This is a genomic window from Paraburkholderia aspalathi, from assembly GCF_900116445.1.
Classification (GTDB): domain Bacteria; phylum Pseudomonadota; class Gammaproteobacteria; order Burkholderiales; family Burkholderiaceae; genus Paraburkholderia; species Paraburkholderia aspalathi.
The window spans coordinates 218145-243047 of the sequence record NZ_FPBH01000004.1 but is presented as its reverse complement, the minus strand read 5'-3'; the positions used below and the strand labels follow the sequence as shown (position 1 = coordinate 243047).

The following is a 24903-nucleotide window of genomic DNA, read 5'->3' as shown; positions in this document are numbered from 1 at the left end:
CTTCAAAAGCCGTATTTTTCCTTGCGCTGGGAAAAAGCCTCGCGTCCTCCCTCCAGAATCCCGGCGACCCGGTCGCGAATCTCTGGCACGTCAATGGACCCTTGTGCCTGCGCGGGCATGTGTGCCTGAGATTCTGTCGCGGAGAAGATGCCAATCCATTCAGCATCCCCGAACACGGGAATGTTTGCGTTATGCGTGGCGAAAAGGAACTGCCGTTCCGTCTTCGCGCTGCGCAACTGGGTCACGATCCGATCCGCGATGAACGCGTTGTCGAGGTTATCTTCGGGCTGATCCATGACGAGCGGATCGTGATTCTCCAGAAGAAGCAGATGCAAAATGGCCGTACATTGCTGGCCAGTCGAAAGCTGGTCCAGTGGCTTGAACGCTTCGCCCTGATGGGCGATGTTCAACTCGATGAGGATGCGGTCCTGAAGATCGATCTCTTCGAGTTGAAGCACCGAACTGCGATCGAGACGTGCGAGTGTCTCGACGACCGAGTTCTGCATGCCCCAGTCGAAGGTCAACGATTTGAGGACGCTTTCGCCGTCACGAATGGCTCGTACCAATGCAGCTACTGTCAGATCATCACCGGCGTGGTCGATCCAGGCCAGGCGCTTTTCGCCGAGTCCAGGGATATTTGAAAGGAACGCCTTCAATGCTCTACGTTGGCCGCCGATTCGCAGATTCAGTCTGAGTTTGCCGTCCAGCATGCGATTAAGCTTCTTGACGGCCGCACGCAGCTCGTCGCTACGCTGGTCCCGTAGTCGGTAAAACTCATCGAGAAGGTTTCGCCTTTGGCTCTCCAGCTCGGCCAGCAACCTGTCGAGCGTTGCTACTTTCGTCTCGCCGGGGCGAATGGATTCTATTTCGCGCAGCAATTCCTGGTATGCGCGGCCCACGTCCCGTCCCGGCTTGCCGGCTAAGGCAGGGAGGCTGGCGAATACCTTCTCAAGTGCTATTGAGTCAGCGTCAAGACTGGCCTTCAACTCGGCTTGTTGCTGGTTCGCCGTCTTTTCAGCATTGGTATGCAGCAGACGCAGCGAGTCTAGCTGCGTCTTCATTGCCGTCGCGAGATCGTCTAGCGTCGCTCGTAAGGCGGCCAGCATCGATACATGGGGCAGGGAGTCCAGCGCTTTGTCGCTAAGGAAGGTCGTGTCGGGCGCACTTTCTTCGAGGGCCGTCAGTCCCTCAGCGACCCTTGCAAGCTCTTCGTTGACGCGCCCGGCAAGCTGACGCTCGCGTTCGAGTTGCGGTACCAGTGCGAGCTTGCTCTCCAGGCCGAGCGATTTGAACTGCTGTACCTGTTCGGAAAGCTTCGGTAGTCGTGCAACCTGCGCCTGCAGTTCATCTCTTTGCCGAACAGTCGCAAGAAGCTTCTCCCGGTTTTCGGCGAGCCTTTTTATTACCGCAGACAGCTCACCAGCGAGCGCGATACCGTTGGGCAAAAATCGAGTCAGGATGTCCGTCTGACTCGCCGGATCCCGGGCCAGTTCAAAGATTTCGTTCTGACTGTATATCTCTATGCGGGGAAGCAGATCGCGAGGATGCAGGGTGGATACATTGCCTTGATCGTCCTTGACGTTCGGCGGTTCGCCGTATCGGCGGGAGACAAGATAACGTCGTCCGTGGAGCGCGTGCGAAACCACGTCCAGTTCAATGCGGCCGCCCGCTCCCAGATTTGCCCGGACGATATCGTCATGCTGGCGACGCGCCGAGGTTGCGTTTGGCGGGACGTCGAGCAAGTACCGCAAACATTCTACGAGGGTCGACTTGCCCGTGCCTCGACCGCCGATGATGGCGTTAAGGTGTGCGGACAATTCGATGGAAATGCCATCGAGATATCCGCCGTGAAAACGCAGATTGTCGAGTCGCGAATAATGTTCTTCTGGCAAGGCCCCGAGACGGATTCGCGATTGCGCGTCCTTGAAAGCCATGGTAAAGCCTTCGAAGCCGGGCTTCGTCATCTTCACCCAGCAGCTGGCGCTAGGATCGCCCAGGTCCTGTGGGCGCGCCACGTCTTTCGCGTTAAGCAACGCAATACGATGATCACGCAGGTAAGCAGGATCTTGGTTGAGGACGATCTGTTTGTACTTTGCAGGAAGATCACTCAGCGGACCGGGTATCTGTCCCGCCTTGACCAACGCTTCATTCTTCCAGATGTGCACGAGGCCACCGCCGTCCTGATTGAGACGCAGGAGTCCATTGGAACCAGTCATGTGCGCAGCGTACCAGAACCCGCCAAGGTCAAATATGATCTGGGCGAGATCGAGGCAGGTCTTGCGCGATGGCCGTACGGTGTCTTGCACGTCGGTGAGCTCGAGCCGGCCGAGGTACCGATTCAATTGATCTCTGGTTGTGCCTTCCGGAAAAAGGCATACCATGTGGATCTTCTCGCTGGACGCGATCTCGAAACCCGGAAACACGACGATCCCGTGCGGCTCGAGCACCTTGCGCAGTCCGTCGACCGCGTCGACGCTGCCGTGATCAGCGACGCCCACAACCTGGATGCCATGCGCCAGACACTGCTCCAGTAGCTGCTGGTTATAGGCGTGCTCACCGAGACCGTGCTCGGCGCCGCGGTACTTTGACTGATAGCCCGACGGGTTGACTTGCAGTGCGCAGCGCCAGAAACGTGCAACGGTATAGACCGGCCCAGCGGCCTTCTCAACTTTCATTCTCGGCCCCATTGTTTTGACGGACGCGATCTGTAACAGGGAGGTCAGGACCGTCGCGTAAAAGCCGGTCGACCGCCTTCCGCACGAGCCAGGCCACGCTTACGTCTTCGCGCACGGCGATCGTCTGCAGCGCATCAAGCTGTCGCCTGGGCAAGGTGACTGTCACACGTTTGATTTCGGCGTCTATGGAGCGGGTCATGGATACTGGCATCAACTTGCATCACGTTACAGAATGATACCTTTTTTTGATCTTGCCTCCAGACGGAGTACCGGAGGCCGCCGGATTCTGGGACTTACTGGCCGTCAGTATTGCCATGCAGGGCCTTGCTCCAAAGCGGCAATCGATAAAAGGGACTCGATCGCCTTGGGGCGGAAAACTGGGCTGGACTAGCCGCTGCGCGCGTCAGGTTCGACTGTCAAGTGCGGCAGCAACGCCCGGCCGGCAACGGCTGTTCCTAACCGACTATAAGGGTGGCTAACAGCGGGCCGGACCACTGAACGTCCGTGCGCGCGATGCTCTTCGACAAAAACGCGCATTGAGTGTGGCCAGTTGCAGACTTAAGCCGCCATGTGCCGAATGTTGTCTTGTATGCGAAGTCGGGGTAATCGCAGACGCAACCCTTTAGCAACGGGACGAAACTGGTCAAGCGGGTTGCCATACCAGGCAGGAAAGTCTCAGACTTGCAACCAGATCTTGTTGGCTATTAGCGGGCCGTTGTAGCAGAATAGCCGTCGCATTCGACACGCCGATATACGAAAAAACAAGAGGAGAGCAAAAATGGCCATTTCGAATACTATCGTCTGGGGTGCGGTGGGCGCTGTTCTTCCAGATATGATCAAGCTGGTCAGAAAACGATTTCAGGATCGCCCGACCTACGTTCGCAAGCCATGGTACTGGCTAAACGTCGTGATCCTTGCGGGCCTTGGCGTGCTGGTAGTTGCCTGGCGAGATCCTGCCGACTGGAAAGATGCCATTGCTTTCGGTGCGGCGGCGCCGGCATTTTTTGAACAAATCTTTGCCAGGGATAACGACGAGCATCTGGGCGCCGAAGAGAGGCTGAACGTGTTCGAAAGGATTCGTCGCTGGTGGGGTTCGTGAGAGTTGTCGACGTCACTTTGAAAGCTGGACTGCTTTCGAACACGGTGACGTTTACGGAGTGCGGAAAAGTCGTCGCGAAGTTCAATCTTGCCGGCGGCAGACTTCCGTTTTTCAATCGCCCCGTCGATCTCTGGAAACCGACGGCGGAGCGAGACTTCAAATCCGCATTCGGAAAAAGCGGTATTCCCGCTGCTATCGACCAGAGAATGTTCAACCGGCCTGAACCGTTGGTGCTAAGGATTGGGCCGGCGGAGCGGGCTCCGCTGCCTTGGGAGGCATTCCAGGGCCTGCTGCATCTCTCAAACCAGCTCAAGTTCGCACCGCTCAGGACAGTAGACCCCGATCAGGCCTTTCACTTCGACAAGCTCGACTCTCCCATGCGCGTGCTCGCGTTGGTCGGACACCCTGGGAAGGAACCTGCGTTTGACGCTCAAGATGCGGAGACATTTCTTGCTGGGGCCCTGAAAGCAGCCAGCGCCACTCACCCAACACTTGATTCGTGGCTCGTCCGCCAGGTGAATGAGGAGAATCTTACGACGGTTGGCTCGGAGGCGGCTTCCCTCGCGCCCAACGTTCTGATCTTCTTCGGTCACGGCGAGCACTTGCCTTCTCCTCGCATCCGTTTGTCGGGCGGCGAACAGGGATGGATGCCGCTTTCGGATTTCGTCGACCGGCTCTTCGCCAAAGCCTCGACTCGGCCGCCTTTCTGGATATTTTGGGCGTGCTCGCTCGCTGAGGACGGGGATCAGCCGCGAATGCGGTTTGACGCGCCCGAAGTACTTCGTGTTTTAGGCGAGCGAAGGGCGGTTTCAGTGCTGGCGATGCGCTCGCGCATCCGGGTGAAAACCGCTCAAGCCATGCTGGAGACGTTGATTGGCGCCTTTTCTGCCGGCGAGCCACTGGAAGTCGCGGCTGCCCTGGCTCGCGCTGCCGCGCTTTCGCTTTATCCGGAGGCTGGCGGGCGCTTGGACTATGCCGCGCCTGCGGTCTGGTCCCTCAGCGAACCCGTGGCTCAGATTACGTGGGGTGCACGCGAAGCATTTCCTGCCTCCTGGGTTACATTGCCGCTCATCGCGGCTGGAAGCGAGTTCCCCGAGCTGGCGACGGGATTGGCGCCAGTGAGCGACGAGGTTGCAGTCTTTGCTGAAACGCTTACGCCTCCGGGGCGCTACTTCCTGACCGTACAGAGCACGATCAATGTTGCGCAAGAGGTGACCGTGCGCGTGCGTTTGTCGGGCATTGCCGCGATCATCCGCAGGAACACGGGCCGCCCGGTGGTTCCGATCCTGTTGCGCGCCGGAGCGACGTTTGATAGCCGGATTGAATTTTGGGCGAAGGACGTATATCAATATCTTGACCCTCGCTTTCACGATCGTCAGCTCGCACTGGCGATCAAGTCTATTGCAGAAGAAGGACTGAATGGCGTCCGCAGGCTTTTGGCGATACCGGGGATGGTCGTATTGTTCTCCGAGCCGCCCGATCGCGCGTTCGCCTGGCAGATGCTGGCAAACGCGCCGGAACATAGTTCTGTGGTCGTCCTCGGGCAAACGCCACCCGACAATCATCAGGCCTGGAAATTGGATCAATTCACCTTTCCTGTCATAGAGCAACAGCTGTTGGAGGCCATCGCTGTCGAGCCATTGGGTTGCGCAATCCTTGGCGTCGCCGAGCGTCCCCTGAACGTAGAGGAAGTTGCGCACGCCGCCGGTACTTCTCCCGAATTGCTTGACCGACTGGATCCCTTCACGATCAGAATCGGTGGTCGAAGGGTTCTCGGCGAATCTGCTCGCATGATCGTGCAGAATCGGTCTGATCCCAAGATTATCGCGAAGGCGCGCGAAGCCTGTATCGAACTGCTCAAGCAACGCCCTGTTGAACACGACTTCGACGCGACCGTTGAGGTCGCACGCCAGTATCTGGCGCTCGGAGACATCTCCCACGCCGCCGAAGCGATCAACGCAGCCTGGGCGCAGGTGGGGCGCACGTGGTCGATCCAGAAGCGCGTGATTCTCCTCGAACTCGCAGCACGGCACCGTGAATTAAGTGACCGCATTGACGAGGTACTCCTGATGGATATCGTTGCGGCGGGAATCAATGTGCAGAACATCGGGATCGCGCAGCTGATACTTGAGCATCATCTTCCGCGCACACTGAAAGCTCAGGCACGACGCCATGCCATGCTGGCCGAATGCCTCAAAGGCCGTCCGGGCAACACTGCTGTGCAACAAGCCATGTGGCGGCATGCCAGGGACGCGGTCGATTGTGCCGAGCGCGCGGCCACCCAGGGGGCGGGGATGTCGGCTGTCGACGTCTTGCATTTCAAGCACAACCTTGCGCGATTGCGCCAGTATTTTCTGCACGAGTACGATGAAGCGCTGCAAGTTTATGAAGAAATTCGTGGGAAACTGCGGCCGGGCGGTCAAGAGAACGCGGACGATGCGTATCTTTTCGCTGCTGCATCGCGAAACGCCGCCGAATGCCTTCTGGATCCTGCGCCGCGACCGATCGACAACGCAGTACGAGACTGCGCCGACGCGTTCATAACAGATGGCCTGGAGGTCGCACAGCCGTTCGTGGAACTAACGGCAGAGCTTCTCTATACTCGCGCGCGCATCGCCCAGGCGTCCAACGATCTGCCTGCTGCTGCGCAAGTGCTGGCAGAATTGACGACGGGTGAGGTGGCACAGGCATATCCGCTTGTCGCGAGAATCGCGGCCGACCGGCTTGCCTGGATTGAGGTTGGGCGCGGGCGTGCCTTTACTTCAGAGGAGCTGAGAGGAAGACTGAACGTGCTCGATGGGTTTTATCACATGTGGGCCGTCAGGGTGGCTATCAGGAGCCGGGTCCGGGGTGCGAAACTGCTTGCAGCGAGAGGACTGGACGCGGACCTGAAAGAGGCGGAGCAGCTTCTCGGGGAAAGCGCCGCGCAATTCCGGCGGCTGACGAACCTGACAGGTGCCGAAGACGTGCAAAACGCCGCCGTGACTTTCGCGGGGCTCGATGTGCTGGCAGGCGGGAAGGGGGAAGCTTGGCACGCTTTCCTAAAGGACCCACGCGCCGAGAGATTGCCATCGGCCTGGAAGGAACTGACCGCGAAGGATATCTGGGGGAGCGCTGACTGATGGGAACAGGAAGTTTGGGCGGCGGTAGCGGGTCTGCTGGAGGTGGTGGGTCGGGCAGCGGTGCCGGAGCCCGGGGTTCACTGCTACGGGCAATCGAGGGGTTGCGGGAAATCTCGCGGCGCTTGACGTCCGATAGTGACCAGCCCCGACTCACGCAGGTGATTCACGAGTTGCTGAGAGAGCGGGGCAGGACCGCGTTCATTCGCGACATGCTGGCCGACGGTTTCGCCGCTTCACTGCTAGCGGACCTGCTTGAAATCGGCGCAAAACTGGACAAAGGCGCTTCGTGGGAGGACATCGCGCGAGCGTTCGGCGTGGACCCGGGCGCAGGCTGCATGCAAGCGGTTTGCGACGCCCGCATCGATATGGTCCTTCAGGCGAGAGACTACACGGTGGATGACCGGTACGTCGAGCTGGCGTCTGCTGCTTTTCGTGACTTTCTGGTCTCAGCGATCGGCGGTGACCGCGTGGTCGCGACGCGCGGTAATGCAGCCGCAATCGACGCCGCGATCAAACCTGACAAGTTCCACAATACGATAGATCGATATCTGGGTGCGCTTATCTTTCAGGCCATCGGTGCCGATTCGTACCGTGATCTGGGTGCGGCGGCGTCAGCCGTCAGGCAAGCCGCAGATACGGTCGCGATCGGCATCTACGATCGCTTCGACATGAAGTTCCTTGCCACCGGCAAAGCGGAACGCAAGGATGTGCTTTATGTACTGGCTGATAACTATTTCAAACTTGTGACACCTACATGAGCCGCCAGCATACCGCGAAGGTTGTCGTCGAAAAGGGCCCTCGATCGGAGACAGACCAGCATGCATTCGACCTTGATTCGATAACGTGGCACGACGCGGCGGGCGTTGGCGCCGATGGCATCCCGCCTTGCGGGAGAGACGTGCTTGAGATCGCTCGCGTCGTGTGGGAAGTGGAACGCTACATACCCAAGCGGATATCGAGTCAGCGAGTACGGAGAGTTGACGTGTCGATGCCATTGCGCGTACCTGAGGCATGGTCCGAAGAGGCAAAAAGAGCCCTGACCGGAATGTTGAGATTGCTGGGCAATGCGGAATGGCGATTCAGTTTCTCAAAGCGGCGCCGGACTAACGGGCTTGATGCTCTGGCGACAGTGGTCAAGGCAAATGCATCGGGTATCGCCAATGTTGTAGCACTGTTCTCCGGGGGGCTGGACAGCACCTGTGGTCTCGGATGGCTTCGGGAAAACGATACTGATGCAGTCCTGGCGTCATTTTATGGGGCAAAAGCCAAGCAGGAATTTCTTGCTCAGGAATTCGGGTTTGACCGCCACGTTCAACTAGGCTGCAAGTGGGGCGGCGGAAGGCGCCGCATCGGTGGCCAGTTTCAATACCGCTCGTTTTTGTTCCTTGCGCTCGGCGCGGTCGTGGCGAACTCTTTTCGCGCAAGGACGCTACTGCAGTTTGAAAATGGGCCGCTTGCTCTCGCTACGCCACCGTCCGCAACCTACAGGATGACACGGCATGCACATCCCCTGCTGCATCGACTGGCTGAACGGATGTTCGGGTGCCTGTTCGGTGCGGGCTTCGAGATACGCAACCCTTTCCTGGACGCAACCAAGCGTGAAGCCGCGGACCGCTTAGGGCGAGTGCATGGCCCCAGCCAGTTGAAAGCGATCCTTTCAAAAACGGAAACCTGCTGGAGTCTCGCTTCGCGTCAGGTACTCGGCTCTGTCAGCAAGCGACCAGGCACACCTTGCGGCGTCTGCATTCCTTGCATTGTCCGCCGGACGGCGCTCAAGCGGGATCCGCTGGACTACGCCATAAATCTTACATCCCGAAGAGACCCGTATTTCAACGATGCCAACGTGCGGATCCACGTGGATGCCTACCTTTCTTGGGCGCACAAGGTAAGCCATGGTGACTATAGCCTGGAGGCTTTTGAGTTCGATGCTCCGAAAATCCTGCGCGATGCGATCGCACATTCGAATGGTCTGCTGACACCTGAATCTGCGCTTGCTCTTCAGAAGCGATTTGCAGCTGAACTTATCGCAACCTATCCTGAGGCCACGCGCCGATGAATTTATCGACCGATCCGGAACGTCCGCAAGTCGCGTTGAGTATCAGGCAACCGTGGGCTGAACTGATCGTCAGTGGTCGCAAGACGATCGAAGTACGCACGTGGACGACAGACTACAGAGGCGCCGTATTCATACATGCGTCCAAGAGCGTCGCCGAAGAGTTCGTCCCGTTGTTCCCGGACGTTATTCCGACATACCTGGGAGGCTTGATCGGTATCGTTAACGTGGTCTCTGTGGAGTCATTTAGTCAGGCGACCTGGAGTCGGCTAAGGCCCGGGCATCTCGTACCAGGTCCGATGCCGAAGGGGGCTTTCGGGTGGAAGCTTGAGAAAGCGAAAAGGCTGGTTCATCCCTTACCCGTACGAGGTCAGCTTGGACTGTTCCCCCTCTCTGAACAAGTTCTTTCGCAGGTGCAATTGAAGGGCGGTTTCAAGGGTGAAGCGCAACAGCGGGATTAATGTTTAGAGCCTCGAGGTTGACTTGCTGATGCAAGGGTCGCGGCGAAGACCTCGAATGGTGAATGGAAGTTGTGAGTTGCACGAGGCCGGCTATTCAGACTGTCGGCGATGGCGTCGAGTTCGTCCTGACTGTAGACCGAAAGGTCGGTGCCTTTGGGCAGATACTGGCGCAGCAGCCCGTTGGTGTTTTCGCAAGTGCCGCGTTGCCAGGGACTGTGCGGGTCGCAAAAGTACACGTTCACGCCGGTTGCGGCAGCGAGCTCTTTATGGCGCGACATTTCTTTGCCCTGGTCGTAGGTGAAGCTCTGGCGCAGTGGCGCGGCAATCGAATTGAGTTTGGCGGAGAAGCCCGCCAACGCGGAAGCTGCGGTGGCGTCTTCCATCTTTGCGAGCAGCACCAGGCGGCTGGTCCGTTCAACCAGAACGCCTACCGAGGACTGGTTGCCAGCCCCCTTGATGAAGTCGCCTTCCCAGTGTCCAGGCAGCACCCGGTCCTCGATTTCGGGCGGCCGCACATGAATACTGACCATGTCCGCAATCTGTCCGCGCCGGTCGGTGCCCCGTGTACGCGGCATGCGTGCGCTGTGACCATGGCGCAGACAGGCAATGAGCTGGCGGCGCAGTTCGCCGCGCGGCTGAGCGTAGATGGCCGTGTAGATGGTTTCGTGCGAAACCTGCTGGGTCGGGTCAGTCGGATAATTGGGTAGCCACGTCTCCTCTCGGAAACGCGGCCCCCGAGGAACTGTACGTGCGAGTTTCCCAGCATACAGCTCGAGCACAGCATTAAACGTCATACTGACGCCGGTCATACCAGCCTTCATACGACCTTCGCAAACGTCACGTCGTTGATTCGCCCCATTGGTGCGGCGAGAGGCGCTGAACCGTAGCCCCACCGGTCACTCACAAGCTGCCCCTCGTTGAATCTAAAACGCTGGTCTGCGACAACTGCACCACGCGGAAGTCTGCACCCTTTCAGGTCGGGGCAAAGCTCGAACCCCTATGCGACCCATTACAGGCCGCCGTTCGCTTTCTCCGCGTTCTCTTACCCGCTCGACCAACAGCTTCCCTTACGGGTTGCCTGCCGAACACCGCGATGGACTGCGACGCTGGCGGACAATCGGGCTTACTGTGTTCCGCATAAAGGACAAGAGCAGGTTAGGTTCCACCTTTTCGCCGACAGTCGTTAGTCCGTGTGTCCCGACGTATGAGAGGGACAGCCGACTGTATGCCTTTTGGCTCAAGCCTGACAGCGCCTTTGGCTTGTTACTCATCACGACGTTTATCAGCAGTTCGCATTCGCTAACCATACTGCCCAACCTTGCACCCCATCCGCCGCGGCGCTGGCAGACAACAACATTCTCTCGCGAGATTGCCGTCGCTCAATGAGCGGGTTACGTTGTCCCAGTGGCTTCACACCGGATCGTTACCAATCCCGCATGCACCGGTAGGTTACGGCTGACGGAACAGCCGGTTTCCTCTCTGGCCAACAACGCCAGACGAAACAATCCCTTACGCGACATCACATCGCACCATACGCTTGAGTGTGCCTGATATCTGCTGGGGTGACCATTTCCACTCGAGCAGGGTGAGAACGATACGCCAGCAGACACTTTGCAGGCAAAGCTTTGTGGGGCGGCGGCCCGCGCTGCGGCGTGCGGCGCTGAGCGCTACAGCTGGCACCGATGCATAGCCTGCAGGAGAACTGTTTCGCGCCAGTTCACGGCTAACGGTGGCCGGCGAGCGCCCGAGTATCCGGGCCATGGCCCGGATACTCGAACCCTGAAGATGCAGGCTAGCAATGGTCAGGCGCTCTTCAGGTTGAAGTTGCTGGTACTGAGCTCTTTCGTGCATCGCAACACCTTATACGAAACAGTGTTGCACTTCGAATTTGAGGCCGCCAAGCAATAGCTCGGCATAGTTTTACGGATTAACTGCCGGAACGTCCGTCCCCACAAGACCCAGCCCGCCAGTTGGCAATCGGGTGGGGGCGGCAGAAATTTTTTGAGGGATGTGGCGCAAGACGGGTGAACAACGGCGACGAAACGCCTTGATGGTCTCATACCGTTGTCGATTGGCGGGATGTTGACCAGCAATATTGCATTGCGCGCTGTGGTTCGAGCCTGTCAGAATTTTAGTGTGCCGAGGTCATGAGACGATAACGGAAATTACGTCCTATGACCGAAGCAACTGTGACCAAGAAGAGCAAGAACGCGAAGGCGCCGAAGCTGTTCCCCGATGAGCTGATCGACCAACTGCTGGCGCAGATTCAGAACAAGGATGCCGAGTCGGTTCTCGGTGAGTCGGGCCTGGCCGGGCAACTGAAGAAGCAACTGGCTGAGCGCATGCTGGCGGCGGAGTTGACGCATCACCTGGAGAGCGAGGCGGAGCAAGGCAAGGCCAGCAATCATCGCAATGGCACGAGCCGCAAGACGGTCCTTACGCCCAGCGGCGAACTGAATCTGGATATTCCGCGCGATCGGCAGGCGACGTTCGAGCCGCAACTGGTGGGCAAATACCAGCGCCGGCTACCGGGCTTTGACGACCACGTCATCAGCATGTACGCGCGCGGCATGAGCGTACGCGAGATCCAGGGCCATTTGCTGGAGCTGTATGGGCTCGAAGTGTCGCCCGATCTGATTTCCACCGTCACTGACGAAGTGCTGGCCGAAGTCGAACAGTGGCAACAGCGTCCGCTCGAGGCGATGTACCCGATCGTGTATTTCGACGCGCTGCGGCTGAAGATCCGCGACGAAGGCACGGTCAGGAACAAGGCGGTGTACCTGGCGCTCGGCATTCGGGCCGACGGCCGCAAGGAAGTGCTGGGCCTGTGGATCGAGCAGACCGAGGGTGCCAAGTTCTGGCTGAAGGTCTTCAACGAACTGAAGAACCGTGGCCTGCACGATATCCTGATCGCCGTCGTCGATGGTCTGCGCGGCTTTCCGGAGGCGATCGAAGCGGTATATCCGGCTGCCCAGATCCAGACTTGCATCGTGCATCTGATCCGCAATTCGCTGAATCTGGCGAGCTGGAAGGACCGTAAGCCGTTGGCGACTGCGCTCAAGCCGATCTATCAGGCCGCCACCGCCGAAGCCGCCGAGGCGGCGCTGCAAGCCTTCTCTCAAAGCGAATGGGGCAGGAAATTCCCCACGGTGGCTGCCATGTGGCAGCGCCAATGGGAGCAAGTCATCCCGTTCTTCGCCTATCCGCCGGAGGTGCGCAAAATCATATACACGACCAACGCAATCGAGAGCATGCACATGCAGTTGCGCAAGATCGTCAAGAACCGCGGTCACTTTCCGAGCGACGAAGCCGCCAGCAAACTGCTGTACCTGGCCTTGCGCAACATCGAAAAGGATTGGAAGATGCCACCTATCACCTGGCGGCAAGCAGTCAATCAGTTCGCCATCCTGTTCGGCGAGCGATTCACCGCCGCCATCAGCTGAGATTTTTAACCGACCTCAGCACACAAAATTCCTGACACCTCCTGTGGTTCCGGCGTCCCGGAATTTGAAAGTGAAGGGAGTAATGCTGCCAACATGAAACGTACCGCGCTTCTGTTCGAATTACTTGTCTTCCGTCAGTGCAATGGCTGGGCTGAAGATCTCGATTGTCGGCAATCGTGGATGCCAACAAATGTGCCTGTTTTCTGCCCATGGCGGTCCAAGACGGCGCTTACTGAGCCCAGGGCATATCATGCTGTAACGACCTACAATGGCCGTATTTATGTGCTCGGTGGTCTGCGCTACAATCCAGAAACTGGCGTCGTGACCTACTACGACAGCGCACTCTCGGCGGCGATAGGTCCAGACGGGCGGTTAAGCCCTTGGGCTATGCGGACCGCGCTTATGACCACGACAAGTATCGTCGGCCCTTGCACGCCGCCGGCATCCCCACATCGATCGCCCGGCGTGGCAAACCCCATGGCAGCGGTCTCGGTAAAGTCCGCTGGGTCGTCGAGCGAACCAATGCGTGGCTGCATGGATTTCGCCGCCTTCGCACTCGATATGAGCGTCGTGCCGACATCCATGAAGGGCTCCTTAAACTCGCGTGCTGCCTGATCTGCTGGCGAACGCTTCAGCGGTCGGACGACTCTTTAGAGGGTAGCCGCGCTCCCTCCCGGAAACGCGGCCCCCGAAGAACCGTACGTGCGAGTTTCCCCGCATACGGCTCGCGCACGGCATTAAGCATCACATTGATGCCGGTTGTGCCTGTGCATCCACAACCTTCGCCAGCTTTACATCGTCGATTCGTCCCGTTGCCGGGACAAGGGCGCTGAACCGTAGTCCAACCGGTCTCTCTCAAGCATCCCTTTGATGAATCCCTGATGCAGGCCAACGACAGCCGCACCACGCGCACGTCAGCACCCTTTCAGGTCGGGGCAAATCTTGAACCCCTATGTCACCCATTACAGGCAACCCTTCGCTTCTTGCGCGTTCTCACCCCCGCTTCCCCAACAGTGTTCCTCACGGTCCACCTGCCGCCGTTCCTTTGAACCGGAACAAGGGCGGAGAATCGGGGTTCCCGCGTTCCCATCCCTGCCGACCCGAGCACTTCGCACGGATCTATCCGTTTAGCACCTGTCTATTCCCCGATGGCACCGTGACGACGTGCATCCAATTCAAAGAGATGCAACCGGCCATCCACCATTTTGGTCAGAGCCTTTCAGCAGCTTTGGCTCTTCGAGACTAACGAGGTTTATCAACAGTTCACATATGTTGTGCATGCGGAAATTGCCTGGCCCCCACACCGCACGGCTGCTGGCAGTGTCGATCCCTGCCCGGTCGCCCGGGTGAACCGCCCATAGAGAGGGTACGTCGTTCCCGGAGCTTCGAACCCGACCGTTACCAGTCGCGCACGTCCGGGTAGGCAACTGCTGGTCGTACAGCAGGTCACAGCTTCAATCTCCGATCCTCGGGTTGTTGAATGTGACAAGGCAGAGAAGAGCTTTGCCATCCACTACGTTGCCGATTTACGTCCGGCGGACGGCGACACGCGTCGCACTTGAAACATTCTCTTAGGCCCTGATCGATCGGTTCTGACCGGCTTTCTTGTTCTGAAACCATCGGGTCAGATCTGCAGCGCAGCCTTGACGGCCTCGGAGAGGCGCGTCGTGTTTCTGCCGAGAAGTCTGGACAGATCACCAGAGGCGCTATTCAACTCGCCTTTCGACGAATTCACGTCCGCATCGATAACGACATCGACGATCATTTTTGGCAGACCAAAGCTCAATAGCATGGCCTCATAGTCGGAAGGTGGCAGATCGTCATAGACGATCTGACGACCGGCCTCCTTCGACACCTCCTCGGCCAATTCCGACATCGAATAGGCATGGTCTCCCGCAAGTTCATAGGTCTTGCCGGCGTGACCTGGTTGCGTCAGGACCGTAACTGCCGCGCCTGCGTAATCGGCCCGCGAGGCAGAGGCAAATCGGCCTTGTCCTGCGCTACCTTTAATTGCGGATTGGCTCAACGCCGACGCAAGTGTTTCCGTATGGTTTTCCAGATACCAGCCGTTGCGCAACAATACGAAGTCCATGCCAGAGGACTTTAGATATTCTTCGGTCTGCAGGTGTTCGCCAGCAAGAATCAGCTTCGAAGTGTCTGCTCGCAGCAGGCTCGTATATGCAATCAGCTTGACGCCGGCTCGCTTGGCTGCATCGATCACGGCCCGATGTTGCCTGAATCTTTCGCCCGGTTGTACGGCCGATATGAGCAGCAGCTTCTCCACACCTTTGAAAGCCTCGATCAGGGTTTCCAGACGATCATAATCCGCCTCGCGCACATGGACGCCCACGTCGTGCAGGTTGTCGGCTTTCTCCGGATTTCGAACTGCCGCAACGATCTGAGTTGCGGGGATAATTTTCAGCAGATCCCTGATCACCAATTGGCCAAGTTTGCCATTTGCTCCAGTAATGCCAATCATTTTATGTTTCCTCTTTGCTTGAAAGTACGCGTCGTTTTGAATTAGACTCGGACATCGATTGATGTTGTCACGCGACGTCCCATCCGCGCCGGACGATCAGCGCGATCGGCAGGCCGAGCGCGAGCATATGGATTAGCAGCGCGGGCAGAAACGGCATGGGCGAAACCGACGCGGGCGTGGTAAATGCGCTGCGTGGCAATACGATGAAGCCCATGAAGAAGAACACGATGAGGCCGAGCACTGGACCGGCGATCCACGACAGGCGGTTCACCACTGGAAAGCGCCACGCGACCAGCCCGTAGGCGATCGCCGGGACGATCGATACGAAGAAGTGAAGCAAGGTTCCCACGATCAGGCCGGCAGCGCCTGCGTAGGCAACCATGCCCATCAGGCTGCTGGCAGCTAGCTGCATCTCTGGAATAATGCCGACGCCTCGAGCCAACTGCAGGATTAAAACCGGAACAAGAACGATGAAGCCGGCGGCAATGCCAGCCGTCATCCCGAGGGTCAAAGCGTGAGACAACCCGGTCCGCGGACTCGTCGGCCGTGTCATGACCTGGTCGAATGTTGTATCTGTCGTCTTCATGATCTGCTTCCTCACAATCGCGTGGTGAATTGGACTCGTCGGAACGTGTTTCCGCCGTTTGAAAGCAGTCTAGGGATTCCGATCGTGGGGAGAAACTCTTGGTCTATTAAAAGATTGTTGTCGAAATACCCCCTAATCGCACGGTCAATGACACGGGGAAAGCGTTCTTGAGAGCGGGTGCGGTCGACAGGACTGCGACGAGCGGGCGGCAACCAGAGTCGTCAGGACTAGCGCCTCGATGTGTGATCAGAGGGCAGTGTGGTTGCTGTTGGGGCTGGCAAGATGGCGCTCGCCGTCCAGCGAGCTTGATTGACCTCGGGTAGTTGCGTGTCGTACCCGAGGGCCGCGTAGCATCGTCAATATGGATTAGCCACGTGGCGATTGCTGCGAGGGATGCGTGGCAAACAGCTCGACGATCCAGTCTACGAAGACACGTAATTTGTTACCGAGATGCCGATTGGGAGGGTATGCGATCGACACGGGCATAGGGGGAAGCTGCCATTTCTCGAGACAACGCTCCAGCTCGCCTGATGCAATCAGTGGCGCGGTCATAAAGGTTCCCCCATTGATAATTCCGAGCCCCGCTGTGGCAAGATCGGTGCAAGTCGACACGTCGTTGCAACGGACGACTTTTTTGCCCCGAATATCAATGACCTCTTTGCCGTGACGAGCGGTGATTGGAAATGGCTTTGCCGTCCTCGCCGAGACCATGTGAATCATTGTATGGTGACGGCCGATTTCGCTCGGATGCTTCGGCTTACCAAATTTCTTCCAGTATCCTGGCGATGCACATAGTTCGAAGTAGCTGATGCCAACTCGCCGGGCCACCAGTGATTGATCGGTCAATGTGCCGATGCGTACGACACAATCCACGTTTTCAGCGATCAGGTCGACCGGACTGTCACTGACGCCAATCTCAAGATCGATATCCGGATATTTCGCAAGAAAGTCTGGAAGTGCAGGAATAACAACTGAATGAGCTAGCGGGCGCGGAAGATCGATGCGCAATCTGCCTTTCGGATTGGATTTGGCACCGCTCATGGAATTTTCCAGCTCTTCCAGTTCGGCTAGCAATTGCACAGCGCGATCGTAATAGGCCGCGCCATCGGGCGTGACAGTGACCCGTCTGGTTGTGCGATTGAGCAGCTTCGTCGCCAAATCGTTTTCCAGCGTCTGAACCAGTCGGGTAACCGTAGGCTTTTGGATGTTGAGGGTCTCGGAAGCCTTGGTGAACGTCCCCGATTCCACCACGCGTATAAAGACGCGCATCGCATCGAACTTATCCATTTTTCCTCGCGTGTACATTGGTTGAGCCGGCAACCTCCATCCAGATAGCCGACCTCAAACGCCGTCGAGCGCGTCTGCTTAAGACCTTGACCGACGGGGCGGTTCCGCCTATAGACTAACTCCCACGAAGCTGATCGGCAAAGTCTGCGATATACGACCCGGCCGGCCACTGTACTCGTGGTAGCGGTCATTCGCAAAGCGGCAAGTCGACCGACCGTTGCGGGTCGGCTGCGTCAGTCGGCTCGTTCAAATGCAGCGCCCGAAAGCGGCCAGAGGAATTTCGCTGTCTGAAAAACGGCCAGTCGTCAGTGCGGACTACCGACCCACAAGGGACCTTCAGTCTTCTCATTAGCGGACGCTCAGACGCGCTTACCTCGATAGTCCGCTCGCGCGATTAGCAAACGCGGGCGAGAATTGTCCGGTACCAGCCGTTTTCATAGTGCGCCGCGCGCAGTGAGGCGCCTCGGCGAGATTACGGCACGAATCCCTGGAGCTGCTCTTCCATCCACGGATACAGCTCTTCGCCCTTCACGCTCAGCCGGGCCTTGAGTCCCTGTGTCGCCTCGTCGGCCAATATCTCCATTGAGCCATCCGCGATACCGTCGTAGGCTTTTTCGACGACGCTCGCGGCACTGACTTTCGGGACATCCCACCGCGCGGTCATCGGCGTATCGATCATGCCGACGAGAAGGCCAATCACTTGCGTTCGTTGGCTCTTTAAGGCCGCTCGCAGCGCATTAGTCGCCGACCACATCGCCGCCTTCGACGCCGCGTAGCCAGTTGGCACGCTGATCCAGGCAGCCGCGGACAGAATATTTAAAAGCGTACCTCCGCCGTTGCTGGCGAGCACAGGTGCATAGGCATTCGCGAGGGCGAGTGTTCCGAAGAAATTCGTCTCGAAGATCCGGCGGAGCTCGTCCTCAGACCCAGTTATGGAGTCTCCCGCCGGCGCGATGCCCGCGTTGTTGATTAACAGGTCGACGTCGGACGCTGCATTTACTGCACGGGCTATGTCCCCCGAATTCGTGATATCAAGCGTGATGACCTGGACTTTCGCATCGACCCACCTCCTCGGGCTTCGCGCTGCGGCATATACTTTCCTGGCGCCGCGCTCGAGCGCCTGCTCCACGAACTGTTCTCCCAACCCACCGTTGGCACCCGTAACGAACACCGCCCTACCCGCAAGTGACTGCTTCATGTATCCTCCTGTCTAAACGGGGATGCTCCCCGGAATTATCAATATACGGGGATACTCCCCGCTTTGTCAAAGAGAGATGTGATGTGTGCTGCGCGTAATTCGCCCCAGAAAGCACCGCGCGTGATGCGTGCCGATGCCCAACGCAATCGTGACGCGATCCTCGTCGCGGCCCGTGAGACATTCGAGGAAGAGGGTGTGCTGGCGTCGCTTGACGGCATCGCCGTCCGTGCTGGCGTTGGCAACGCTACGCTTTATCGAAATTTCCCGACCCGCGACGACTTGCTCGCGGCGGTCATGGAGGTCAACATTGCGGCTTTGCTGGCCGAGGCCGGCGAGCTCTCGCGCTCGCTTAGTCCGCGCGATGCGCTTGCCGAGTGGCTGCTGCGCTTGACGTGGCAACTGCGCATCTGGCATGACTTGCCGTATTGTGTCGCCTCTGCACGGAGCGATCCGGAATCGTCGATGAAACCGGCGAGCTCGCGCCTCATCGAGGAAACCCGTGTACTTCTCGACTCTGCAAAATCCGCGGGCATGGCGGTGAAAGCTGTGACCGCAGAAGAACTGTTCGAACTGGTTACGACCTTGTCGTGGGGCGTAGACCGTTTCGCTGATGACGAGCGAGCCGCCCGTAGGCGGGTGACCATCGCGACTGCGGGCATTTTTACAATGAGTGATGTTCCGATCGCTTTGTGTCCCAGGAAGCGACGTTGACCCGCCGGATCGTGGCGCAGGGCCGCGGCCTGATCTATCCGATCCTTTAGCGATCGTCCGGCATTTGGAAATGCACGTCCGATCATTCCGGCCGAACACTGATTCAGACGGCGAGCCCGCATCCAAGCAAAGAATTTGGCGCCTTCGGCAGCTCCGTTGCGATTAAAATCCCATTGCCTCGCAAACGGTTCCTGTCACGCGCTAAGGAGCCTTACCGAAGCCCTCATTGCTTAGTCGAACAGCTTGAACGAGAGTAGCTGTGTTCCGACGAGCCTGACTAGCATGCCGAACGTCTCAGAGTGGCCGAGGCCGTGTGCGTTCCTGCAGGAATGCCTGAAGTGATCGCGCTGTAGGGCAGTACTACACCTGCAGGTAGCTGTTCAACGCATCGATCAACTGGCCGGGGACTTCTTCGGGTATCAGGTGACCGCAAGGCAATGTGTGTCCGGTGACGTTCTGCGCTTCCTTGCGCCAGAGGGCGAGCACGTCGAAGGTCTGGCCCACCGTGCCCTTGGCGCCCCACAGAACATGGACCGGTGTGGCAACGCGCTGCGGATGGGCGTGGATGTCCTCGCGGTCAACGGTGACTGTCGCCCGGTAGTCTTCGCAGACTGCGTGGATGCACGCAGGGTTGCGATAGCAGCGCAGGTACTCCGCAAATGCCTCGGGCGTCACGGCACCCGGCGTTTTGCTCTGAACGTCGAGATGCGCGCGCAGGTATTGCTCAGGCACGGCCCCGATCATCTGCTCCGGCAGCGGCGCCGGCTGAATGTGGAAGAACCACCAGAAATAACGCGTCGCGAAAGACTCGTCGGTGTGCGCATACATCTGGTCGGCGGGAGCGATATCGAGCATCACTGCGCGTTGCACGGCTTGCGGGTAGTGAATCAACATGCCGTGCAGAACGCGGGCGCCGCGGTCATGCCCAACTGCCTGGAACCTTTTGAATCCCAGCGCCCGCATGACTTCGACCTGATCCAGTCCCATCAGGCGCTTCGAATAGTTGACGTGATTCGGGCCGCCGTCGGGCTTGCTCGAATCGCCATAGCCCCGCAGATCGGTCAATACGACGGTAAAGCGTTTCGCGAGCTGCGTCGCAATCTTGTGCCACTCGACGTGGGTTGCCGGATGGCCGTGAATCAGAAGCAACGGCGGACCGTCCCCGCCGACGAGCGTGTTAATTGTAGCTCCACTGGTGTTGATGAATTGCTGCTTGAAACCGGGGAAGAAATGGATGTTCGCTGCCTGAGCAGCTTCGGGCAAAGTCCCTGACGGCGGCGACACGCTCATCGTGGCTTGAGCTTGGTGCAGCAAGCCCAGTCCAAGGGAACCGGCGAGCGTGAGCCCGCTCGCGACCAAATGCCTGCGCACGGGACTTTGGATATTGGATTGAGTCATGAGAATCCTCCGCATCTGAGTAGCCGACGTTCGGTCAGCGCATGAAATTGATGAGAACGCATGTGCGATACACGTTTTAATTCGTCTCAGCTCGAGCAAGGACACATTTCTGTTTGGTATCCTTATGATTTCGAGCAAGCCGCTGTTTCGCATTTAGGATATCTTCCGGATAATCGGCGTCATCCCCGCGCGATGGGTCGTAGCCCACCGATTCGAGGTCGACCAGTTCCTGGCGAACCTGTGCGCGTGTAGGTGATGAGTGGCTTCCGGTCTGGGCGAAGGAAAGGGTAGGGGTTGCGACGAGTGCCGACACAAGCGCGAGCATGGCCGCGCCGCGTCGCTGAAATGGCGTAAAGAAATTTTTCATGAGATCCTCGCTTCGAAAACATGGTTCAAATCGAACAGGTAATATCGGGACTTGCGGTGCTGCGTTCGATGCAAACCACTGTAGCAATGGCGGCCTCGCAAGTAGGTTAATGATCCTTAATCGGTGAAAGCAGCATGAAAGTTGCGTCAGGCCGGCACAGGGCGCCCGGTCAACCGCCGCGTGTGCTCGTGATAGAGGACGACGGCGTCACCGCCAGCGATATTCGATGCACGCTCGAAGCGGAAGGTTTCGAAGTAGCCGTACTCGACAACGGCGCCGACGCCATTGCGCGAGTTCTTAACGATGCGTTCGACGCCATTACGCTCGACAGGATGCTGCCGGATGCCGACGGCACGACGGTCGTGCGAGCTCTACGCGATGCGGGATGTCTGATTCCCGTGCTGATGATCAGCGCGCTGTCCGATGTGGACGAGCGCATGCGCGGGCTTCGGGCTGGTGGTGACGACTATCTGGTCAAGCCGTATCATCGCGGCGAACTCGCTGTCCGGCTCCAGGCACTACTGCGACGTAGCGCACACAGTGCATCCCGGTCTGCCACGACGAGAGGTGTCGACAACCTCGAGCTTGATCTGCTCGCACGGGTAGCCCGGCGCGGCGGCCGAACAATCGAACTCGCGCCGGCAGAATTCAGGCTGCTTGACTTCCTCATGGAACACGCGGGAAAAGTATTGTCGAGGCCGTTGATTTTTGAGGCCGTCTGGGAGTATCGCTTCGATCCCGGCACCAACATCATTGAAGTCCACATCGCGCGGCTGCGCAGGAAACTCGCGCTGCCGGGCGAGCTTCAACTCATTCACACCGTCCGCAACGAGGGGTATCGAATTGGATAACTTCAATGGCGCCGCGATGCCAGTCTTGCGCATGTCAGCCGTCAGGGGGCTGTTGGTGTACCTGCTGGTGTTCATAGTTGCGACTTCTTTGTTCTCAACCTTCGTCTACTGGCACTCGGCAAACGCGCTTTTTATTCAGACCGATTCCACGCTAGTGTGGGAAGCGCGCTATTTCGCATCGATCCCCGCCGATGCCCTGCCGAAGGAAATCAACAGTCAATTGGCGCGGGAGCGACCGATCAACTTTTTCGGACTATTCGACGCAGACGGATCACGCGTTGCCGGCGACATCGTAGCGCTGCCAGACGCCGCCAGGCGCCTCGAATCGCCAGGCACCGCAAACTTCAGCATCGGCCTGCGTGAACGGTCTGCGCCCGTTCGGACGCGGATCCTCGCGCAGCGTCGCGAGCATGGTCGCATTCTCGTCATCGCGCGCGATTTATCCGACGTGACGGCGCTTCGTAGCTCGATTCTTCGCGGCCTGCTCGTCGGGAACGGCGTGGTGTTCGGCGTGACGTTCGTGGCAGGTCTCCTACTCGCGGCCAGACAAACGCGCCGGATCAGCCACGTGATGGAGGCAGTGGACCGGATTGCGCGTGGTGAATTACATCGGCGTCTTGCGGACAACGGGCGAGACGAGTTCGGACGGCTTGCCAATCTTGTTGACACCATGCTCGACGACGTCGAGAGGCTGATGCAAGAGGTGAAAGGCGCCTGTGACAGCATTGCTCACGATCTGCGAACGCCTCTCAGTCGCGCGCGGCTGCATCTCGTTCAATACCTCAGCGACATGAAACACGCTGCCGTCGAGCCTGTGAATCGGGCGCTTGCTGAGATCGACGTCACGTTAATGCGATTCGCCGCGCTGTTGAGGCTGTCTGAAATTGAGGCCGGCGCGTTGCCCGAACGCTTCCCGGCGGTATCGCTGGCGCTACTAGTTGAAAAGATTGGTGAGATTCTCGAGCCGTTCGCGGACGAGCGTGGCGTTCTGTTAAAGCAAGAGCTGGCGCAGGTTCCGCTCGTATCCGGAGACGGACAGCTGCTTTTCGAGGCGTTCTACAACCTCGTAGAGAACGCCGTAAAGTTTTCGTGTCGTGGCGGCACGGTGACCGTACGAACGGTTGCCGGGCCGATTGGGCCGGCCCTTGTCGTTCAAGACAGCGGCCCGGGTATTCCGGCCAGCGAACTGCCGTTGGTCGGCAGACGCTTCTTTCGCGGCCGGGCTGCGGCGGGTGTGCCGGGAAGCGGCCTCGGGCTGAGCTTGGCGCTAGCAGTTGCTCGTTTGCATCGTTGCCGCTTGATCTTCGCGGATGCCGAGCCGGGGACCGAGGCCCGCTTCGAGTTTCGTGCCGACTCTATGGAACCGGAGCAAGTTTGAGTTACGGCCGGCTTAGTAAGCATCACCGTAACGAGACCATTCGGCAGGCCCATAAGTCGCAGACGTAGAGCGAAGTAATGTTGTCAGTGCGCCGGGAGACCGGCAAGGAGTAAAGAGTGCAAGTCTCTTACAACGAAGTCTAGCAAACCACGTCGCCGTATTGAGCGCGGCGAAAGAGTAGTGGTACCGTGCCGGACGCAATCGTGAGTCACTCCCTCGAGATAGCCCAGCCCCATCGGCAACATCGGCTGCGTACGCTCCAGCGCCTGGCACTGGCTCTTCTCATCGACGCACAGCACCAGGGCATTGGTCGGCGGGCTCAGATACAGCCGATAATATCGCGCACCTTCTCTACGAAGTAGGGATCGTTAGACAGCATGAAGCTTTTTGATGGGGCTGTACACCGAACAAGGATAGATATCGGGCCACCGAACTCTTCGAATCCCTGTCTGCGCAGCAGCGGACCGCACACTCCAGTGCGTTGCACCGTCCGGCTTCTCATGCAGTATCCTCGCCAGCAGTTCCGCTACGGCTTTATCGTCATGCGTGCGAGGCCGGCCTGGACGGGCTTCATCAGGCAGGCCGGCAAGCCCCCGCGCGACAAACCGCTTCTTTCAGTGCGTGATCGCCGGCGGCGTCACGTCGCACTGCGTTGCAATTTCCTGCCTCTTATGACCGTCAGCGGCCATCAAGACAATCTTTGCCCTGCGGACCAGAGAGTGAGGTAGTGAACGCGAGCGGCTCATTGACAGCAATTGTTCTAGGGAAAGTCTGCAAAAGTCCTGGCGTTGAAGTCTGGTTGGCCTATCCTGGGAGAAGGCGAGTTAAAGGAGTTCGTCGATGACACAGCTCGGTCTTGGTCTGGATCTTTCAACGAAACGTACGCGCAAGCGGGAATTTCTCGATGAGATGAGGCGCGTTGTGCCATGGTCAAGGTTGATTGCGTTGATCGAACCGCACTATCCGAGGGGCAAGACTGGAAGGCCACCATTTCCGGTTGCGACGATGCTGCAGATCCACTTCATGCAGCAGTGGTTTGGTCTGTCAGACCCTGCGATGGAAGAGGCGCTTTATGACGTGCCGCTGTATCGCGAGTTTGCGGGGCTGAACGAAGGTATGACGCGTTTGCCGGACGAGAGCACGATTCTGCGGTTCCGGCACCTTCTCGAAACGCACGGCCTGGCCGCGCAGATGCTCACGCTGGTCAATGAGATCCTGACCGAGAAAGGCTTGATGTTGAAGGAAGGGTCGGCGGTCGACGCGACCTTGATTTCCGCACCCAGTTCGACGAAGAACGGCTCCGGTACACGGGACCCGGAGATGCACCAGACGAAGAAGGGAAATCAATGGTACTTCGGGATGAAAGCCCACATCGGCGTGGACGCGGAGTCGGGTCTGGTCCACACCGTCATTGGTACGGCGGCCAACGTCCACGACATCATTGCGGCCGAAGCGCTGTTGCACGGCCAGGAAAAGGATGTGTACGCTGACGCCGGATATCAGGGTATTGAGAAGCGCTGTCAGGCGAACCCGGTACGCTGGCATGTAGCGATGCGACCAGGCAAGCGTCGACAACTGGACCTGAACAATCGTCTGGACGCGATATACAACCAGATTGAGCGTCTGAAGGCTGGCGTGCGCGCCAAGGTTGAACATCCGTTCCGCGTGCTCAAGCAGCAGTTTGGCTATACGAAGACGCGGTACCGGGGATTGTTGAAGAACACCGCGCAGATCACGACACTGTTTGCGTTGGGCAACCTCTGGATGGCACGCAAGGCATTACGCAAGGCGTGAA

At 58.5% G+C, this 24903-nt stretch carries 19 protein-coding genes and 5 pseudogenes; 12 read left to right on the top strand and 12 right to left on the bottom strand.

Annotated elements, in window-relative coordinates:
• Nucleotides 1-2: 2 nt before the first annotated feature.
• The gene (locus BM438_RS08475) at nt 3-2675 is read right to left on the bottom strand and encodes a TrlF family AAA-like ATPase (RefSeq protein WP_093633832.1); all 2673 of its coding nucleotides are present in this window, start codon (nt 2673-2675) and stop codon (nt 3-5) included.
• Nucleotides 2665-2874 (bottom strand): ribbon-helix-helix protein, CopG family, encoded by a 210-nt coding sequence (locus BM438_RS46960; protein ID WP_143131673.1) that lies wholly within the window; start codon nt 2872-2874, stop codon nt 2665-2667. Before BM438_RS46960 ends, BM438_RS08475 begins: the two co-directional genes overlap by 11 nt.
• Nucleotides 2875-3453: 579 nt before the next feature.
• Here BM438_RS46960 and BM438_RS08470 point away from each other — a divergent pair.
• From BM438_RS08470 to BM438_RS08450, 5 genes are all read left to right on the top strand, one after another.
• Nucleotides 3454-3774, top strand: a complete 321-nt coding sequence (locus tag BM438_RS08470) for a hypothetical protein (protein ID WP_093633831.1) — start codon at nt 3454-3456, stop codon at nt 3772-3774.
• Nucleotides 3771-6896, top strand: coding sequence for a hypothetical protein (locus tag BM438_RS08465; RefSeq protein WP_143131672.1), 3126 nt, complete (start codon nt 3771-3773; stop codon nt 6894-6896). Before BM438_RS08470 ends, BM438_RS08465 begins: the two co-directional genes overlap by 4 nt.
• Before the next feature lie 122 nt (nt 6897-7018).
• Complete coding sequence (locus tag BM438_RS08460) at nt 7019-7654, top strand: hypothetical protein (protein ID WP_143131671.1); 636 nt, start codon at nt 7019-7021, stop codon at nt 7652-7654.
• 224 nt (nt 7655-7878) lie between these two features.
• Entirely contained in the window at nt 7879-8952 is a 1074-nt protein-coding gene (locus BM438_RS08455) for an adenine nucleotide alpha hydrolase family protein (RefSeq protein ID WP_143131670.1), read from the top strand.
• A complete protein-coding gene (locus BM438_RS08450; RefSeq protein WP_093633827.1) occupies nt 8949-9410 on the top strand; it encodes an ASCH domain-containing protein in 462 nt (153 codons plus the stop codon). Before BM438_RS08455 ends, BM438_RS08450 begins: the two co-directional genes overlap by 4 nt.
• Here the strand turns inward: BM438_RS08450 and BM438_RS08445 are convergent.
• Both BM438_RS08445 and BM438_RS08440 read right to left on the bottom strand, forming a co-directional pair.
• A pseudogene (locus tag BM438_RS08445) lies at nt 9407-10111 on the bottom strand (IS30 family transposase); the annotation flags it as partial. The gene BM438_RS08450 and the pseudogene BM438_RS08445 sit on opposite strands and share 4 nt — an antisense overlap.
• 829 nt (nt 10112-10940) lie before the next feature.
• A pseudogene (locus BM438_RS08440) lies at nt 10941-11261 on the bottom strand (transposase); the annotation flags it as partial.
• A gap of 323 nt (nt 11262-11584) precedes the next feature.
• Between BM438_RS08440 and BM438_RS08435 the strand changes: the two are divergent.
• The 3 genes and pseudogenes from BM438_RS08435 to BM438_RS45440 all read left to right on the top strand — a co-directional run.
• A complete protein-coding gene (locus BM438_RS08435; protein ID WP_093633825.1) occupies nt 11585-12853 on the top strand; it encodes an IS256 family transposase in 1269 nt (422 codons plus the stop codon).
• A gap of 93 nt (nt 12854-12946) precedes the next feature.
• A pseudogene (locus tag BM438_RS46955) lies at nt 12947-13144 on the top strand (hypothetical protein); the annotation flags it as partial.
• Between the two features lie 95 nt (nt 13145-13239).
• Nucleotides 13240-13503 (top strand): annotated as a pseudogene (locus tag BM438_RS45440) (transposase); the annotation flags it as partial.
• Between the two features lie 974 nt (nt 13504-14477).
• On the opposite strand, the gene BM438_RS08425 reads toward BM438_RS45440, so the two are convergent.
• From BM438_RS08425 to BM438_RS08410, 4 genes are all read right to left on the bottom strand, one after another.
• Complete coding sequence (locus tag BM438_RS08425) at nt 14478-15332, bottom strand: SDR family oxidoreductase (protein WP_093633824.1); 855 nt, start codon at nt 15330-15332, stop codon at nt 14478-14480.
• Between the two features lie 67 nt (nt 15333-15399).
• Nucleotides 15400-15918 (bottom strand): DUF4407 domain-containing protein, encoded by a 519-nt coding sequence (locus tag BM438_RS08420; protein ID WP_244179293.1) that lies wholly within the window; start codon nt 15916-15918, stop codon nt 15400-15402.
• 366 nt (nt 15919-16284) lie between these two features.
• Nucleotides 16285-17205 carry a LysR family transcriptional regulator gene (locus tag BM438_RS08415; RefSeq protein WP_093633822.1) on the bottom strand — a complete coding sequence of 307 codons (921 nt, stop codon included), beginning with the start codon at nt 17203-17205 and terminating at the stop codon, nt 16285-16287.
• A gap of 472 nt (nt 17206-17677) precedes the next feature.
• Complete coding sequence (locus BM438_RS08410; protein WP_093633821.1) at nt 17678-18403, bottom strand: SDR family oxidoreductase; 726 nt, start codon at nt 18401-18403, stop codon at nt 17678-17680.
• Nucleotides 18404-18484: 81 nt separating this feature from the next.
• Between BM438_RS08410 and BM438_RS08405 the strand changes: the two genes are divergently transcribed.
• Nucleotides 18485-19114, top strand: a complete 630-nt coding sequence (locus BM438_RS08405) for a TetR/AcrR family transcriptional regulator (protein ID WP_208620628.1) — start codon at nt 18485-18487, stop codon at nt 19112-19114.
• Between the two features lie 360 nt (nt 19115-19474).
• On the opposite strand, the gene BM438_RS08400 is transcribed toward BM438_RS08405, so the two are convergent.
• Complete coding sequence (locus BM438_RS08400; protein WP_244179292.1) at nt 19475-20512, bottom strand: alpha/beta fold hydrolase; 1038 nt, start codon at nt 20510-20512, stop codon at nt 19475-19477.
• Nucleotides 20513-20588: 76 nt separating this feature from the next.
• Nucleotides 20589-20837 carry a DUF4148 domain-containing protein gene (locus BM438_RS08395; protein WP_093634054.1) on the bottom strand — a complete coding sequence of 83 codons (249 nt, stop codon included), beginning with the start codon at nt 20835-20837 and terminating at the stop codon, nt 20589-20591.
• A gap of 176 nt (nt 20838-21013) precedes the next feature.
• Between BM438_RS08395 and BM438_RS08390 the strand changes: the two genes are divergently transcribed.
• Nucleotides 21014-21730, top strand: a complete 717-nt coding sequence (locus BM438_RS08390) for a response regulator transcription factor (RefSeq protein ID WP_093633820.1) — start codon at nt 21014-21016, stop codon at nt 21728-21730.
• 271 nt (nt 21731-22001) lie between these two features.
• Here BM438_RS08390 and BM438_RS45435 read toward each other — a convergent pair whose 3' ends face one another.
• On the bottom strand, nt 22002-22142 hold the full coding sequence (locus BM438_RS45435; RefSeq protein WP_167378343.1) for a hypothetical protein: 141 nt from the start codon (nt 22140-22142) through the stop codon (nt 22002-22004).
• Between the two features lie 90 nt (nt 22143-22232).
• On the opposite strand from BM438_RS45435, the gene BM438_RS45430 reads away from it, so the two are divergent.
• Nucleotides 22233-23108 carry a sensor histidine kinase gene (locus BM438_RS45430; RefSeq protein WP_167378342.1) on the top strand — a complete coding sequence of 292 codons (876 nt, stop codon included), beginning with the start codon at nt 22233-22235 and terminating at the stop codon, nt 23106-23108.
• A 126-nt stretch (nt 23109-23234) separates the two neighbouring features.
• On the opposite strand, the pseudogene BM438_RS08380 reads toward BM438_RS45430, so the two are convergent.
• A pseudogene (locus BM438_RS08380) lies at nt 23235-23854 on the bottom strand (IS630 family transposase); the annotation flags it as partial.
• 94 nt (nt 23855-23948) lie between these two features.
• Between BM438_RS08380 and BM438_RS08375 the strand changes: the two are divergent.
• Complete coding sequence (locus BM438_RS08375; RefSeq protein ID WP_093633818.1) at nt 23949-24902, top strand: IS5 family transposase; 954 nt, start codon at nt 23949-23951, stop codon at nt 24900-24902.
• Nucleotide 24903: the final 1 nt, after the last annotated feature.